General features: G+C 59.2%; 14 protein-coding genes and 3 tRNA genes. 7 read left to right on the forward strand and 10 right to left on the reverse strand.

From position 1 onward, the window contains the following. Window positions 1-7: 7 nt before the first annotated feature. Window positions 8-748, forward strand: coding sequence for an IclR family transcriptional regulator (locus tag JDEN_RS08485; protein WP_015771960.1), 741 nt, complete (start codon window positions 8-10; stop codon window positions 746-748). A gap of 101 nt (window positions 749-849) precedes the next feature. Here the strand turns inward: JDEN_RS08485 and JDEN_RS08490 are convergent. The 7 genes from JDEN_RS08490 to JDEN_RS08520 form a co-directional block, all read right to left on the reverse strand. Then, window positions 850-925: transfer RNA gene (locus tag JDEN_RS08490), tRNA-Glu, on the reverse strand. A gap of 197 nt (window positions 926-1,122) precedes the next feature. After that, window positions 1,123-1,198 (reverse strand) — tRNA-Glu (locus tag JDEN_RS08495). Window positions 1,199-1,235: 37 nt separating this feature from the next. Next, a tRNA-Gln gene (locus tag JDEN_RS08500) sits at window positions 1,236-1,307 on the reverse strand. Between the two features lie 204 nt (window positions 1,308-1,511). Then, the gene (locus JDEN_RS08505; RefSeq protein ID WP_015771961.1) at window positions 1,512-2,258 is read right to left on the reverse strand and encodes an HAD family hydrolase; all 747 of its coding nucleotides are present in this window, start codon (window positions 2,256-2,258) and stop codon (window positions 1,512-1,514) included. Beyond that, the gene (gene gltX, locus JDEN_RS08510) at window positions 2,255-3,772 is read right to left on the reverse strand and encodes a glutamate--tRNA ligase (RefSeq protein ID WP_015771962.1); all 1,518 of its coding nucleotides are present in this window, start codon (window positions 3,770-3,772) and stop codon (window positions 2,255-2,257) included. Before gltX ends, JDEN_RS08505 begins: the two co-directional genes overlap by 4 nt. Window positions 3,773-3,820: 48 nt before the next feature. Next, complete coding sequence (locus JDEN_RS08515; protein ID WP_015771963.1) at window positions 3,821-4,606, reverse strand: fumarylacetoacetate hydrolase family protein; 786 nt, start codon at window positions 4,604-4,606, stop codon at window positions 3,821-3,823. 43 nt (window positions 4,607-4,649) lie between these two features. After that, window positions 4,650-5,564, reverse strand: coding sequence for a methyltransferase domain-containing protein (locus tag JDEN_RS08520; RefSeq protein ID WP_105597265.1), 915 nt, complete (start codon window positions 5,562-5,564; stop codon window positions 4,650-4,652). Between the two features lie 183 nt (window positions 5,565-5,747). Here JDEN_RS08520 and JDEN_RS08525 point away from each other — a divergent pair, with 183 nt between their 5' ends. Genes JDEN_RS08525 through JDEN_RS08535 form a run of 3 tightly spaced genes read left to right on the forward strand, consistent with a single transcriptional unit; the run spans window position 5,748 to window position 8,540 of the window. After that, window positions 5,748-6,758, forward strand: a complete 1,011-nt coding sequence (locus JDEN_RS08525) for an aldo/keto reductase (protein ID WP_015771965.1) — start codon at window positions 5,748-5,750, stop codon at window positions 6,756-6,758. A gap of 2 nt (window positions 6,759-6,760) precedes the next feature. Continuing rightward, window positions 6,761-7,696 carry a hypothetical protein gene (locus JDEN_RS08530; RefSeq protein WP_015771966.1) on the forward strand — a complete coding sequence of 312 codons (936 nt, stop codon included), beginning with the start codon at window positions 6,761-6,763 and terminating at the stop codon, window positions 7,694-7,696. A gap of 19 nt (window positions 7,697-7,715) precedes the next feature. Then, window positions 7,716-8,540, forward strand: coding sequence for a hypothetical protein (locus JDEN_RS08535; RefSeq protein WP_143713283.1), 825 nt, complete (start codon window positions 7,716-7,718; stop codon window positions 8,538-8,540). 62 nt (window positions 8,541-8,602) lie between these two features. Here JDEN_RS08535 and JDEN_RS08540 read toward each other — a convergent pair whose 3' ends face one another. Beyond that, window positions 8,603-10,084 carry an alanine/glycine:cation symporter family protein gene (locus JDEN_RS08540; protein WP_015771968.1) on the reverse strand — a complete coding sequence of 494 codons (1,482 nt, stop codon included), beginning with the start codon at window positions 10,082-10,084 and terminating at the stop codon, window positions 8,603-8,605. A gap of 95 nt (window positions 10,085-10,179) precedes the next feature. On the opposite strand from JDEN_RS08540, the gene JDEN_RS08545 reads away from it, so the two are divergent. Both JDEN_RS08545 and ybaK read left to right on the forward strand, forming a co-directional pair. Then, complete coding sequence (locus tag JDEN_RS08545; RefSeq protein ID WP_015771969.1) at window positions 10,180-12,801, forward strand: DEAD/DEAH box helicase; 2,622 nt, start codon at window positions 10,180-10,182, stop codon at window positions 12,799-12,801. Next, window positions 12,801-13,307, forward strand: a complete 507-nt coding sequence (gene ybaK, locus JDEN_RS08550) for a Cys-tRNA(Pro) deacylase (RefSeq protein WP_015771970.1) — start codon at window positions 12,801-12,803, stop codon at window positions 13,305-13,307. The genes JDEN_RS08545 and ybaK overlap by 1 nt, the downstream gene beginning before the upstream one ends. Here the strand turns inward: ybaK and JDEN_RS08555 are convergent. Both JDEN_RS08555 and JDEN_RS08560 read right to left on the reverse strand, forming a co-directional pair. Then, the gene (locus JDEN_RS08555) at window positions 13,270-13,812 is read right to left on the reverse strand and encodes a GNAT family N-acetyltransferase (protein WP_170125585.1); all 543 of its coding nucleotides are present in this window, start codon (window positions 13,810-13,812) and stop codon (window positions 13,270-13,272) included. The two genes, ybaK and JDEN_RS08555, sit on opposite strands and share 38 nt — an antisense overlap. A gap of 57 nt (window positions 13,813-13,869) precedes the next feature. Further along, the gene (locus JDEN_RS08560) at window positions 13,870-14,250 is read right to left on the reverse strand and encodes a YccF domain-containing protein (protein WP_015771972.1); all 381 of its coding nucleotides are present in this window, start codon (window positions 14,248-14,250) and stop codon (window positions 13,870-13,872) included. Between the two features lie 114 nt (window positions 14,251-14,364). Between JDEN_RS08560 and JDEN_RS08565 the strand changes: the two genes are divergently transcribed. After that, window positions 14,365-15,126 (forward strand): YggS family pyridoxal phosphate-dependent enzyme, encoded by a 762-nt coding sequence (locus JDEN_RS08565; RefSeq protein WP_015771973.1) that lies wholly within the window; start codon window positions 14,365-14,367, stop codon window positions 15,124-15,126. The last annotated feature ends 10 nt before the right edge of the window (window positions 15,127-15,136 follow it).

Genomic DNA, 15,136 nt, shown 5'->3' on the forward strand with positions numbered 1-15,136 from the left:
TCAATACATGGACAACTCAAGTGGAGTCGGCGTACTCGACAAAGCCGCCGCAGTTTTAGGGGCCCTAGAAGCTGGACCCGCAACCTTGGCGCAACTCGTTGCCGCCACCCAACTCGCCCGCCCGACAGCGCATCGGCTGGCAGTTGCACTCGAGCATCACCGCCTGGTCACACGCGACATGCAAGGGCGTTTCATCCTCGGGCCACGGCTCAACGAACTCGCCACCGCAGCGGGCGAAGACCGCCTCCTGGCCGCCGCGAACCCCGTACTTGCAGCCCTGCGCGACCACACAGGAGAAAGCGCTCAATTGTATCGCCGTCAAGGCGATCAACGCATCTGTGTGGCCGCAGCAGAACGCCCAGTTGGGCTGCGCGACTCCATCCCTGTCGGCGCAACACTCACCATGCAAGCAGGGTCAGCCGCCCAGATTCTGCTCGCCTGGGAGGAACCCGACCGTCTCCACCGAGGTTTACAAGGCGCAAAGTTTACGGCCACAGTCCTCTCCGGGGTACGCCGCCGGGGCTGGGCTCAGTCAGTCTCCGAACGTGAAGTTGGGGTCGCATCCGTGTCCGCGCCGGTGCGCGGACCATCAGGACGCATCGTTGCCGCCGTCTCCATTTCAGGTCCTGTTGAGCGTCTCACCCGGCAACCGGGGCGGCTGCATGCTGGCTCCGTTGTCGCTGCTGCAAACCGGTTAACCGAAGTTCTCCGGCGCGCATCCGAGGAGTCCCGGGCAGCCTCACAGTAACGCTTGACGATGCGCACCCCCAGAGGGTGAAGCGGGCCTACTGTCCCCTGACGGAGAAAAGAAGAAAGCCACTCAGGTCACCTGAGTGGCTTTCTTCATGCTGGTACCCCCAACGGGATTTGAACCCGTGTTACCGCCGTGAGAGGGCGGCGTCCTAGGCCGCTAGACGATGGGGGCCTGGAACTGTTGGTCACCGCAGTGAACAACCAGGTTAGTTTATCCTGCACCGCAGGTGAGGCCGCAACCCGCAGGTGTATGACACTGCCCACAGTTGTGACGTGGGGCGTCATATCTGCTTTCTGCTGCCCGCAGGTCGGCGCATCTTCTGTTGAGACAACAAAACCACCCTGGCCTGAACCGGGTGGTTGCTGATGTGGTACCCCCAACGGGATTTGAACCCGTGTTACCGCCGTGAGAGGGCGGCGTCCTAGGCCGCTAGACGATGGGGGCCTTGAACTTACTCGTCAGATCACGCAGGTGATCTGAGCTGGGGTACCAGGACTCGAACCTAGAATGACGGTACCAGAAACCGTTGTGTTGCCAATTACACCATACCCCAATGACTGTGACCTTTTGGCGCGAAATCAACGTTTTCGCGCCGACTTCCTGTGGTCTACGCAGTTTTCTGCGCTGTCACCAACGAAAACAATACCCGAGTGCACGCCTACGAACCAAATTCTTCCAACGTGTTCTGCGTTACCTCGTAACAAGGGTTAGCCACTCACGGTCGAGCAACTCCCCCCGCCACAAGCAACAGCATCCGTCACCTGCCAGGATCAGTACGCAATTCGTTCAGGGACGTAATGACCGAGACCCCCAACGCCACCGCACGGTCACGTCCTTCAGTGTGTGACCCGCCTCGCCGGGCCCCTGGGCGGTCAAGCCACACCCCAGTAAGACCTGCTCGCTGCGCACCATGCGCATCGATATCAAGTTCGTCGCCGACATACACTGTGTTCTCCGCCGAAAGTCCAAGCAGGCGGGTTGCCTCGAGGAACACGCGGGGGTCAGGTTTCCCCACACCAAAAGTGTCGAGCGTCACAAGGAGCGGGACGTCGTCCAGCCCGCATGCACGCAACTTCCGAGTTTGCATCGACTGGTTTGCGTTCGTCACCGCGCCCACTGCAAGGCCGCGCTCAGAGAAATCCGCCAGCACAGCGTCAACCTCAGGAAATGGTGCCCACCCGGCAGCAAACGCCACCATGAACAGCTCTTCCCATTCCGCGTAGAGTCGGTCAGTGATCATTGGGCCACCAAACGCGGCATGCAATTCCTCAGCACGTGCCCGGCGCTGCTGCTGCTCACTCAGGCGCCCTTGCGTGTACGCACGGTAAAAACCGTTGCGGTCAGCGCGCCACATGGCCAGCACATCACCGTGTCGTTCACCAGGAAGATGCGGGAAGTACTCATCCGCGATCGCGCCCATGGCATGCGCAAAGGCGCCCCGCGTGTCAACGAGTGTGTCGTCAACATCAAGCAGGACGCCTTTGGTGTTCTCAGGCAGGGTCACTCAGCTTCTCCAAGGAAATCCCGAAACGCTGTCAAGCGACGCAATGACGACTCCAATCCCAGGATTTCCATTGACTCAAACAGCGGCGGGGACACGCGACGCCCAGTGATCCCCACACGCAATGGTGTGAACGCAAGACGCGGTTTGACACCCATCTCGTCAACAAGAATGGCCCGGAGCGCCTGCTGGACCCCGTGCGGGTCAGCCAGCGAATCCAATGACTGCAGCAGTTCAATAGACCGGTCAAGGATGGCGCGACGTTCGGCGATCTTGTTCACCTGCGCCAAAGAATCCTCATCGTAGGTGAGTTCACTGTCGTTGGTGAACAAGAAGCCCACCATGCCCGGCGCCTCACCAAGAAGGGTCATACGCTCCTGAACGAGTGGAGCAGCAGCTGTGAAGATGGCGCGTTCACGCTCAGTAAGTTCGTCGTAGCGGGGCGCAGTAACCAACCCCGCAGCATGCACATACGGAACTAGGCGCGCCCGGAAATCCTCTGGTTCAAGTAACCGCAGGTGGGTGGCGTTGATTGCCTCCGCCTTCTTCTGGTCAAACCGCGCCGGGTTGGACAACACATCCTTGACATCAAAGGCTGCAACGAGTTCATCCATGGTGAAGATGTCACGGTCGGGAGCGATTGACCACCCCAACAACGCCAAATAGTTCAGCAACCCTTCAGGAATAAACCCGCGGTCACGGTGGTGGAACAAGTTAGATTGCGGGTCACGCTTCGACAGTTTCTTGTTGCCCTCCCCCATCACGTAAGGCAAGTGCCCGAACTGCGGCATGACCGTGGCAATTCCCAACTCCATCAACGCCCGGTACAACACCACTTGCCGTGGAGTGGAGGACAACAAATCCTCCCCACGTAACACGTGGGTGATCTCCATGAGCGCATCGTCAACCGGGTTCACCAGTGTGTACAGCGGCTGACCATTGGCGCGAACGACCACGTAGTCAGGCACGGAACCAGCCTTGAAGGTCACATCTTCACCGCGCACCAGATCGTAGAAGGTGACGTCCTCGTCGGGCATCCGCATGCGCCACACAGGTTCGCGCCCCTCAGCGCGGAACGTCGCTTTCTGCTCCTCGGTGAGGGTGCGGTCATACCCGTCATACCCCATCGCTTTGGAGCGCCCCGCCGCAACGTTGCGTGCCTCAATTTCCTCTGGGGTGGAATAGGACTCGTAAATGTACCCGCCTTCTTTGAGGCGAGCAATTACATCCTGGTAAATATCAGCACGCTGCGATTGCCGGTAGGGGCCGTGTGGCCCACCCTTTTCCACACCCTCATCCCAGTCCATACCCAACCAGGTCAACGCATCAAGGAGCTGCTGGTAGCTCTCCTCGGAGTCACGTTGCGCATCAGTATCTTCAATGCGGAACACCAGTTTTCCGCCAGTGTGGCGCGCGTACGCCCAGTTAAACAACGCAGTACGGATGAGCCCAACGTGAGGCGTGCCGGTAGGGGACGGGCAGAAACGTACCCGGACAGAGGAATTGTGAGCAGTCATGGTGTGAGGCTTGTTCTCTCGAGTTGCGGGGCGGGACAAAGTGGGCGGTTATGCGTGGCGTTGAATCGCAATGTTCGACAACGTGCCGAGACCGTCAATGGAACACTCAACACGGTCACCGTGCGTGAGCGTCCCAACCCCTGCCGGAGTCCCGGTGAGGATGACGTCCCCTGGCAGGAGAGTAAACGCTTCAGAGATGTAAGACACCAGGTAGGCAACGTCAAAGATCATGTCTGCCGTGGACCCATGTTGGCGTTGCTCACCATTGACGGTAGTCGTGATCGTCAATGCTTCGGTGTTGAGGTCGGTGTCAATCCATGGGCCAAGAGGACACGAGGAATCAAAACCTTTCGCACGTGCCCACTGGCCGTCAGTGCGCTGAGCGTCACGGGCCGTCACATCGTTGGCGATTGTGTACCCCAAAATGTGGCGATGGGCGTTCTCAGGAGTGACATCTTTCGTCATGCGGCCAATGACCACTGCGAGTTCAGCCTCATAGGACACTTCCTGGGAAAACGGTGGCAACACAATCGGGTCATCGGGCCCCACCACGGATGTGTTGGGTTTCAAGAACAGCAACGGTTGGGTGGGCATCTCATTGCCCATTTCTTTGACGTGATCTGCGTAGTTACGCCCCACCCCAATAACCTTAGAGCGCGGAATAACCGGGGCAAGTAACCGAACCCCATCCCCTAGTTCAATCCGTTCGCCGGTGGGGGCAATGGGGGTGTAGAGCGGGTCACCGCTGAGAACTGCGATGTAGTCGCGGTCATTGTCACGTTGAAGGAACCCAAACCGTGGGTCGTCACCTGTTGTAAATCTTGCGATACGCACACAGCCAGGTTAATGCATGAGCGCGGGGCCTGCCGGTGGCGTGTCACACGTGGGCGATGATCTCTCCGTGGGGGATGGTGAACCAGCCGTGGGGGTGTTCAGCCCAGGTGCGCCATTGTTCGGCAAGTTCTTCGAGTGCCACGTCGTCGGCGAGGTCGGCGTCTTTTGCTTGGGCTGCGAAGTTCGATGCGACGCACCGTTCAGCCCACAGGGTTCCCCACCAGTGGCGAGATTCCGGGGTTGCGTAGCTCCAGATCCCAGCGGAGGGTTGGAGGTCGTCGCTGGTGAATCCGGCGTCGTGAAACCAGGCGAGGAGGTGGCGTCCGGCGTCTGCTTCGTACCCGTAGGCGTGGGTGACTTCGTGGTAGAGGAGGTTCCATTCGCTCAGGCCTTCGCTGGGCGGGTACCACGACATGGCCCCGTAGTCTGCTTCACGCACGGCGATGATCCCGCCGGGTGCTACGACACGGCGCATTTCTTGGATTGCTTTGACCGGGTCAGACAAGTGTTGGAGGACTTGGTGGGCGTGAACGATGTCGAAGCTGCCGTCGTCGAAGGGGAGTTCGTAGGCGTTGGCTTGGGTGAAGGTGACATTGGTGACGCTGGACTCTGCTGCGTGGTCACGGGCCGCTTCTAGTGCGATAGCTGCAGCGTCCACGCCGGTGACGTGCCCTGGGGCGATGCGTCGGGCAAGGTCGATGGTGAGGGTTCCTGGGCCACATCCGACGTCGAGCATGGTCATACCGGGCATGAGTCGGGAGGCAAGGTAGGCGGCGGAGTTGTCCACGTTGCGTACCCGGTGGGATCTGAGGACTGATTCGTGGTGTCCGTGGGTGTAGGACTCAGATTCTCGGCGCTGGTCGGAGTTGTTGGTGTGGGGGGCGTCGTCGGCGTTGTGCAAGGGTGTCACAACGTTCACGTCGCTGACCGCAAGGTCGTTGGTGGCCACGTTCGTCATACTGACGACGGTAGGCCCATCGGCCACATATTGGACCCCCACTCTCATATTGTGGAAGCAACATCCGGGTGATTCTCGTCTGTCACCACCTCACCGCCCTCCCCCCCTCACCGCCCTCCCAAGCAGCCCTTCCCCCGTCCAGCTACTGTGACCCAGCAGCGCATCGCGAGTATCTTTACTGTTATGACTCATCCCTTCCACATCACCTCCCGTCCTGGCGCTCCTGACCTTCGATCCCTTGGCCGCAGCGGCCTGGCAGTGTCTGCTGTGGGTTTAGGATGCAACAATTTGGGTCGCCCCAAAACGGCGACCGAATCAGTGTCCGGGTCACAAGCTGTCATTGACGCCGCACTGGATGCTGGCATCACGTTCTTTGACGTTGCTGACATGTACGGGGCTGAGCCTGGTGTCTCTGAGGAAATCCTTGGCACCTGTTTAGGCAACAGGCGCGACGAGGTTGTCGTTGCCACGAAATTTGGGCTCCCCGCAGGTACTGTGAATGGCCCAGATTTTGGGGTGCGCGGGTCACGCCGGTACATCATGAACGCCGTGGAGGCGTCATTGCGTCGCCTGGGTACCGACTACATTGACCTCTACCAGTTCCACACCCCTGACCCCATCACCCCGGTTGAGGAAACCCTGACCGCATTGGATGACCTGGTACGCAGCGGCAAGGTGCGTTACGTTGGGCACTCCAACATGGCCGGGTGGCAGATCGCAGATCTGGAACACACCGCCCGCGCCGCGGGCACTGCTCGCTGTGTGTCATCACAAAATCACTACAACCTCCTTGACCGACGAGCAGAGTTGGAGGTAGTTCCTGCCGCCCGCGCCTACGGACTTGGCGTGCTGCCCTATTTCCCGCTTGCTAATGGTCTTTTAACCGGCAAGTACACGCGCACCGATGCGCCCGCTGACGGGCGCATCTCCCATTCCAAACCAGCCTTACTGGACACAGCCCCGTGGGAGATCCTCGAAGCGCTTCAGGCGTTCGCGCATGACCGCTCCATGTCTCTACTCGACCTGGCGTTCTCCTGGCTCGCTGCACAACCGGTTGTGTCCAGTGTCATTGCGGGGGCAACCAAACCCGACCATGTTGCTACCAACGCGCAAGCGATCCACCCGTTGAGCGTGAGCGACCTGGAGACGATCGACCAGATTGTTGCCCCACCCACGAAAGTGGCGCTGTTTTAATCATGACAACAACGTGGCTGACCTACGACCAGTGGACTGAGGAACATGACACCCACCGCGAGCGCGCACGCGGGTTGACGGCGACGTTTCGTGCTGCGCAGGAGCGTGGTGAGCGGCATGAGATTGAGGAGTTTTTGTTTTCGTATTATCCGATTCGCCCGCGCAGGTTGGAGCGGTGGTCTGCTGGGGTGGGTGTGGGTTTGTGGGTGCCTGCGGGGGTTGGGTGTGGTGATGCGCGGGCTGAGGTGGACCGGGTGGCTGATGGGCGGTGGATGCGTGTGGTGGAGGGCCCCGATGGTGTGGGGGTTGAGCTTGATGTGGCTGCGTTTGTGAAGGACCGTGGCGCGACGGTGCGGTTTGTTCGTTCGTTGTTGGCGCAGACGGATGGTCGGGCACCTCAGTTGGGGTGTTTTGGGTTGCATGAGTGGGCGATGGTGTATCGCAGTGTGGAGCCTCGGCATGGGTTGCCGTTGCGGTTGGGTGAGCAGGGAACTAACGATGTGGTGGATGCGCAGCGGTTACGGTGTACGCATGTGGATGCGTTTCGGTTTTTTACGCCGGCTGCTGTTCCTCGTAACCGGTGGCAACCCACGCGCGAGACTCAGCCTGCTCTTGAGCAGCCGGGGTGTTTGCACGCGAATATGGATTTGTATAAGTGGGCGTGGAAGTTGCAGCCTGCTGTTCCTGGTGGTTTGCTTCTTGATTGTTTTGAGTTAGCTCGTGATATCCGTTATCTCGACATGCAGGCCTCTCCGTATGATGTGTCACGTTTTGGGTTGCCTGCGGTCATGGTTGAGACCGCGGGTGGGCGTGCGGAGTATGCGCGGCGGCAGAAGGAGTTTGCGGAGCGGTCGCAGCCGTTGCGGCGCCGGTTAATTGAGGTGTGTGACGAGGTGTTGGCCAGGGCTGAGGCTGCTGCGGGCCTGTGTGTTGCCTGATGTCGTTTACGATTCACCCATGACCGGATCATTGTCGGGGCGTGGTGTGGACGGTTCGACGGTGTGTGAGGTGTTTGTGTACCGCCGTTCTGGTGAGCTCACTGTCGATGCGCTGGCTGAGTATGCCCGGGGCCGGTCTGTGATTGCTGGGGTTGGCCCTGGCGAGGATTGTGGTGTTCCTGGCACTGTGGTGTTGCGTGTTGCTGTGGATAACGACACCGGTTCGGTCTTGCGGACGGACTCTTCAGGGCTCCTTGATGCAAGTGATCACGTGGATGTGTGGTTGACCCAGTTGGCACGTCACCTTGGGGTGTCGGTTGACTATGGTGATGGCAGCGTGATTCGACCCAATGGTGATGAGGTTGAGTTGGACACCCCGGAGCGCCCTGGCAGTGTTCGCCGTGTGGTGTTGTGGGATCAAGATTGTGTCTATGACGCTGTGTTGTGTGCTGATGGGGTTGGTGTTCCGCTGTGGCTTGGGTCATGGCCAGGGGTGACCGCGTTCTCCCCCATCGCCCTAGAAACACTGTCCTACGCAGTTGAAGAACGCACATTGCGCGCTCGCGGTGTTCGCAGACCGTGGAACGTGTGGTCACGAGGAACCCGTGTTGGTCTCCTCATGGGTGCAGCTTGGGGCGTTCTTCTTGCTCTCGCAGGTGTGACGCTTGCGGTCAGCAGTTGGAATGCTGGTGAACTGAATTGGTTTGAGGGTATTGGTCTGACTTTCCTGGTTGGGTTGTTTTCCTGGACTGCCTGGGCAAGTGTTCGCGCGCTGCCCGTCATCAAGCAAGCACCACGACTCATCCCCCCAACACTGAGGCAACAGGACGAACCATTCGTGTGAGGTCAGCACGCCCCGTACTGTCCTGACCCAACTGCAGTGCATGTCGGGTTCCACCCATGCCGCTAGTGGCGGTCAGGATCTTTGACACCCCACACATCGCCAGGAATATCACCGGGTAGGTGAGGATTGTTGTGCCCGACAAAACGTGAGACTCGCTGACCACCTGCCGTCATCGCTTCGTAGTCTTTGAGCGCCCCAAAGAACCAGCGGGACAGCAACACAATCGCAACAAGGTTCGTCATCGCCATCATCCACATAGCGATATCTGCTAACCCCCACGCTGCTGGCAGTGTCAGCAACGCACCCAACGCCACAGCCGCAAGGATCACCACACGAAGGCGGCGAGTGCCGCGCTCTGACACATTGAGATAGTGCAGGTTCACCTCCGCATACGAATAGTTCCCAAAAATGGAGGTGAACGCAAAGAGGAACACAATCACCGTCATGAGGATCGTCGCCCAGCTACCAAACTCTGTGGTCACCGCAGCAGTGGTCAAAGCAGCACCCTGCTGTGAACCAATAAGCGACACATCCCACGCCCCAGACACCAAAATCATGATCGCCGTACCCGTACAAATCACGATCGTGTCAATGAAAACCCCCAACGACTGAATCAGCCCCTGCTGCACCGGGTGCGTCACACTAGCCGTGGCCGCCATGTTCGGGGCCGACCCCATCCCCGCCTCGTTCGAGAACAACCCACGCCGAGTCCCGTTCATCAATGCCGCAAAAATACCAGCACCTGTCCCAGCAACCGCCTCATTGAGACCAAACGCAGAGGTCACAATGTCAGCAAAAACACCAGGAACTGCCGGGAGGTTCAACAACGCGACCGCGAGCGCCACAAGAATGTACACACCGGCAACAATGGGCATCCAGGTTCCGGCGAACCGGGCAATGGCGCTGATCCCACGCAACAGCAACGGAGCTAACAGCAGCACCAGCGCAATCGCGGTCACCCACGGTGGAATCGAGTGCCCTTGTTCCAAGGCGTCAGCAATCGTGTTTGCTTGAACCATGTTGAAAGCAAACCCGAACACAAAAATCACGATGATCGCAAACATCGCGGCAAACCGCCGCGACCCCAGCCCGGCGCGAATGTAGTACGCCGGTCCACCACGGAACGTGGCATCACCGTTGTAGCGTTCCTTGAAAATTTGGGCGAGGGTCGCCTCCACAAAACCGGTGGCCATCCCCACAAACGCAACAACCCACATCCAAAAGATGGCACCTGGTCCACCCAGTGTCAGCGCAATGGCAACACCCACAATGTTCCCGGTTCCTACCCGCGAGGCCATACCGGTGGCGAATGCTTGGAATGAGGAAATACCGGGGTGCTGAGTGTCATCGTCACGTCCAAGTACAGTTGCCCACATGCGCGGGAACAACCGCAATTGCACACACCGGGTGCGGATGGTGAAGAACACCCCGACCCCGAGCAGCAGTGCCGCAAGGATCCACCCGTGAAGGAAGTCACTGGTCGGTTGGATGAGGTTGTCGGTCACATCCCAGGCGAGGACAAGCGGTGACGAGTGGTCAGTCATGAAGTTCCACCTTGTTGTTCGAGTTGAAAATAGGGTACGCGGGCGGGCACGGGGGCGCTCGCTGAACAGGCACCAGACCTGAGACAATGGTGGGGATGACTACCAAAGCCCCGCTAGATGCGATCCTTTCCTCCCTGCGTGACCCCCACGATGATGACGAGCTTTTTGATGCGATGAGTCAGTTTGCAGCCTCGCGTGGGCTCACCTTGTACCCGGCGCAAGAAGAGGCATTGTTGGAGGTTCTTTCTGGCAACCATGTCATCATGGCGACCCCCACCGGTTCAGGTAAGTCTTTGGTAGCTATGGCTGCGCACTTTGTGGCCCTTGCGCGGGGGCAACGCACGTACTACACGGCCCCACTGAAGGCACTGGTGTCGGAGAAGTTCTTTGCGTTGGTGGAGGTATTTGGGTCCCACAACGTCGGGATGATGACCGGTGATTCTGCGGTGAACCCGGACGCCCCGATTATTTGTTGCACGGCGGAGATCTTGGCGAACCAGGCGCTTCGGCGTGGGGGCGAGCAGTCTCAAGATCCTGGTGTGGACCAGGTGGTCATGGATGAGTTCCACTTTTATGCTGACCCACAGCGTGGGTGGGCGTGGCAGGTTCCTCTCCTGGAGCTTCCGCGAGCGCAATTTGTGCTGATGTCGGCAACTTTGGGTGACACCTCGTTCTTTATCACGGACATTAAGGAGCGCACTGGCCGGGATGTCGTGGAGGTCAGTGGTGCTGAGCGACCTGTTCCGCTCATGTTCTCCTACGTTATTGAGCCGCTTCCTGAGGTGATTGAGGAGTTGGTGACTACCCACCGGGCGCCGGTGTACATTGTGCACTTCACCCAAAAAGACGCGGTGGAACGCGCCCAGGCGTTGTTGTCGACCAAGCTCTCGAGCGCGGCGGAGAAAGCCGCGATCGTGGAGGAGTTGGGGGCGTTTCGTTTTGGCTCTGGGTTTGGGAAGCTGCTGTCGAAGTTTTTGCGGCACGGGGTGGGGGTTCACCACGCGGGAATGTTACCGAAGTACCGGCGGGTGGTGGAGCGGCTCACCCAAAAGGGGTTACTCAAGGTGGTGTGTGGGACGGACACGCTGGGGGTGGGAATTAATGTTCCTATTCGAACCGTGCTGTTGACGTCACTGGTGAAGTTCGACGGTGAGCGGATGCGCCACATTACCGCTCGTGAGTTTCATCAGATTGCGGGTCGGGCGGGGCGCGCCGGGTATGACACGTTGGGTGAGGTCCTTGTGATGGCCCCCGACCATGTCATTGAGAACCGTAAGGCGTTGATCAAGGCGGGGGATGACCCGAAGAAGATCAAGAAAATTGTGAAGAAGAAGGCGCCTGCTGGTGCGGTGAACTGGACTGAGGGCACGTTTGAGCGGTTGCGTGATGCAGATCCGGAACCGTTGACTTCCCAGTTCGCGATGTCTCACGCCATGGTGCTTAATGTTCTTGCGCGGACCCGGGACGGGTATGGGTCTGACCCGGTTGCAGCGATGCGGCACCTGCTCACAGCAAACCATGATTCGCCGGCGCGGCAGCGTGAGCATGTGCGCCAGGCGTTTCGGATTTACCGGTCGTTGCGTCAGGCGGGCATTGTGACGCGTACTCGCCCGGTCACTGGGATTGTTGGGCATGTTCCGGCGGCTCGAATTGAGTTGACGACTGATTTGCCGGAGAACTTTGCGTTGAACCAGCCGTTGTCGCCGTTTGCGGTGGCAGCTCAAGAGTTACTTGACCCGCAGTCCCCCACCCATGCACTTGATGTGGTCTCTGTTGTGGAGTCAATTTTGGATGATCCCCGTCAGGTGTTGTTTGCCCAGCAGAAAGTGGCGAAGGGCTTGGCGATCGCGGAGATGAAAGCCGATGGTCTGGAGTATGACCAGCGGATGGAGTTGTTGGAAGAGATCACGTGGCCTCGCCCATTGGCGGACATGTTGGAACCAGCTTTCCGCACCTACCGGTTGACGAACCCGTGGATCATTGAGCACGAACTCTCACCGAAGTCCGTGGTCCGGGAAATGTTTGAGACGGCTTCGTCGTTTCAGGAGTACATTTCGCGGTATCAGTTGGACCGTTCTGAGGGTGTGTTGTTGCGGTATCTTGCCGATGCGTACCGTACGTTACGGCAGATCGTGGCCGCTGAGCATCGAACAGAAGAGGTGGATACGCTCATTGAGTGGTTGGGGGCGCTCGTGCGTGGTGTGGATTCCTCACTCCTTGACGAGTGGGAGCGCCTGTCACACCCTGAAGCGTTCGCTGACCAAACAGTTCCTGACCCTGTGGAGGACCAAGGGCCACCACCGTTGTCCGCGAACCGACGAGTATTCACCGCCATGATCCGTCAAGCACTGTTCCACCGGGTGGAGTTGGCTGCCCGTGAAGACTATGACGCGTTTGACCGTCTTGCTGCCAAGGACGGGTGGAACGGTGACCAGTGGGCTGATGCACTGGACCCCATGTTTTCTGAGTACGGGGATGACGCTATTGGGATGAGCGCTCAAGCCCGCAGCCCACAGCTGTTCCATGTAGACACAGCACCCAGCGGCGGTCAGGGCACCGTGTGGACCGTCACCCAGATCCTTGATGACCCCAACGAGGACCACGACTGGCGCATCATCGCCCACGTGGATGTGGCAGCCAGCGACGAGGCTGGGGAACTACGCATGCGCATCGTTCATGTCGGAACAAAGGACACAGCACCAACGCAAGGAGAATAATGGGCAAGAAGAAAGCGGCAGCGTCCACGCCGGCGGTTGCTGCCCTCAATTCAGCAGGCATCTCGCACACAACTCACCCCTATGAGCACGACCCACGCAGCGACCTTGGGTATGGGCTTGAAGCAGCGCAAGCCATTGGTGTGCCACCTGAGCAGGTATTCAAAACGCTGATGGTCAGCGTCGACGGAACCCTGACCGTTGCGATCATCCCGGTCAACTGCACCCTGGACCTCAAAGCGGTCGCCCACACGGTCCACGGGAAAAAAGCCACCATGGCCCCCGTCGATGCGGCGCAACGCGCCACCGGTTACGTAGTAGGTGGGATTTCACCCCTTGGCCAAAAAACTCAACACACCACGCTCCTTGACGCCAGCGCCCTCAACCACGACACAGTGTACGTGTCCGGTGGGCGGCGCGGCTTTGATGTCGGGTTACGCCCTCAGGACTTAGTGGCGGTCACCCACGCAGTCACAGCCCCCATTGCGCTTCGAACCGAGCACGGGTGAGGGTACCACCCACCTCATCAACGTACTCACCTTGGGTGTAAAACCACCCGGGCAGCAGCGACGTGCACTCAAACCCTAGTTTCTGTGCCACCCGAAGAGATACCTCATTACCGCCGACGGCACGCCACAGCACAACCTGAGCTCCCAACTCGGTAAACGCCCACCGTAAAGCAACCCTTGCGGCAGCAGTCGCAAGACCACGCCCACGTGCATCAGGGTGAAGCAAATACCCAATCTCATACCGGTCGTGATCTCTCGCCTTCAACGACATCGACCCCAGGTATGTGTCCGACACGTCGGCAATCGCGAACTCAGCGTGCTCGCGGCGGTTCCACCCACCTGCCACATAACCCGTCAAAAAATCGTGTGCAGTGCTGTGAGTGTACGGGGAAGGCAGCGGCACAAACCGTTGCGCCAACGGGTCTTGGCACTGTTCAACGATCCGCTCCAGGTCCCCTGGCCCATGGGCACGCAACACAAACCCATCCCCACGCAACCTCGGCACACACTCAGGGAACTCCCCGCAAATCACCTCAGACACAACCAGTCTCGTTTCCCTGCACTACCAGCGGTTGGACTCAACAATACGTTTGCCCATGGGCAACAATGCCAACGGAATCATCTTGAAATTCGCGATCCCCATCGGAATCCCAATGATCGTCACACACAACGCAATCCCCGTGACCAAGTGCTCCAACGCCAACCACCAGCCAGCCACAATCAACCACACAATGTTGCCCAGCGTCGACCACCCACCGGCACCAGGATGATCCACCACGTCACGCCCAAACGGCCACAACACATAGTTCGCCATCCGGAACGAAGCAATACCAAAAGGAATGGTCACAATCAGGACCATACAAATGAGCCCGGCAACCGCATACCCCACAGCCAGCCAAAACCCCGCGAAGACCAACCAAATAATGTTCAAAACAGTGCGCATACCGCCACCCTACAACCCAGGTCACACCCACCGCATCGAGATAACTACCCGCACACCCAATCCACACATCGGGCTGTTCCGCACCACGCGCATCGGCAGTTTTAGGATGGCAGTATGCCAGCCCACACACCCCACCCGCAGTACCGTGTTCCCCTCACCACTGTGAGCACCCGCATCGACAATGCTGCCCACACCGCCCACCGCAACCCGGCTGACATCACCCTGCTCCTGGCCACCAAAACCCAACCCACACCCACAATCACCGATGCGATCCACACCTACCGGCACCTAGTCACCACCCAGCAAATCACCAACCGCCCCTTAGCCATAGGCGAAAACCGGGTCCAGGAACTCAGCAATAAAGCCGCCGACCTCAGTTCCCTGCGACTCTCTGCACACCTGATTGGGCCGCTGCAATCCAACAAAATCAACCACACCCTCACCGCACTGGCCCACCACGCCGACGCGTGGGTTGACAGTGTGAGCACCCCACAACTAGCCACCAAACTCAACGACCGCTGGTCCCACACCCACCCACTCAACGTGCTCATCCAAATCAACGTCTCCGGTGCCCCCACCCAACACGGTTGCCCCCCTAGCGACGCACTCACCCTGGCCAACCACATTCACACACTCCCCCACCTCCAGTTACGGGGATTCATGGCAATCGGGCCCCGCACCACCGACCAAACCCTTCTACGCGACAGCTACCACAGTGTTGCCGCCATCCGTGATGCCGCGCTCGCCGAGGGACACAAGCACGCCACACACCTCTCCATGGGGATGAGTAACGACCTTGACATTGCCGTCGAATGTGGCGCAACAATTGTCCGAGTCGGGACTGCCGTGTTCGGTGCACGACCCTCACTGGCATAACCTTAGAACC

Origin of the sequence: Jonesia denitrificans DSM 20603 (assembly GCF_000024065.1) — a bacterium.
In the GTDB taxonomy this organism is placed as follows: Bacteria; Actinomycetota; Actinomycetes; order Actinomycetales; family Cellulomonadaceae; genus Jonesia; species Jonesia denitrificans.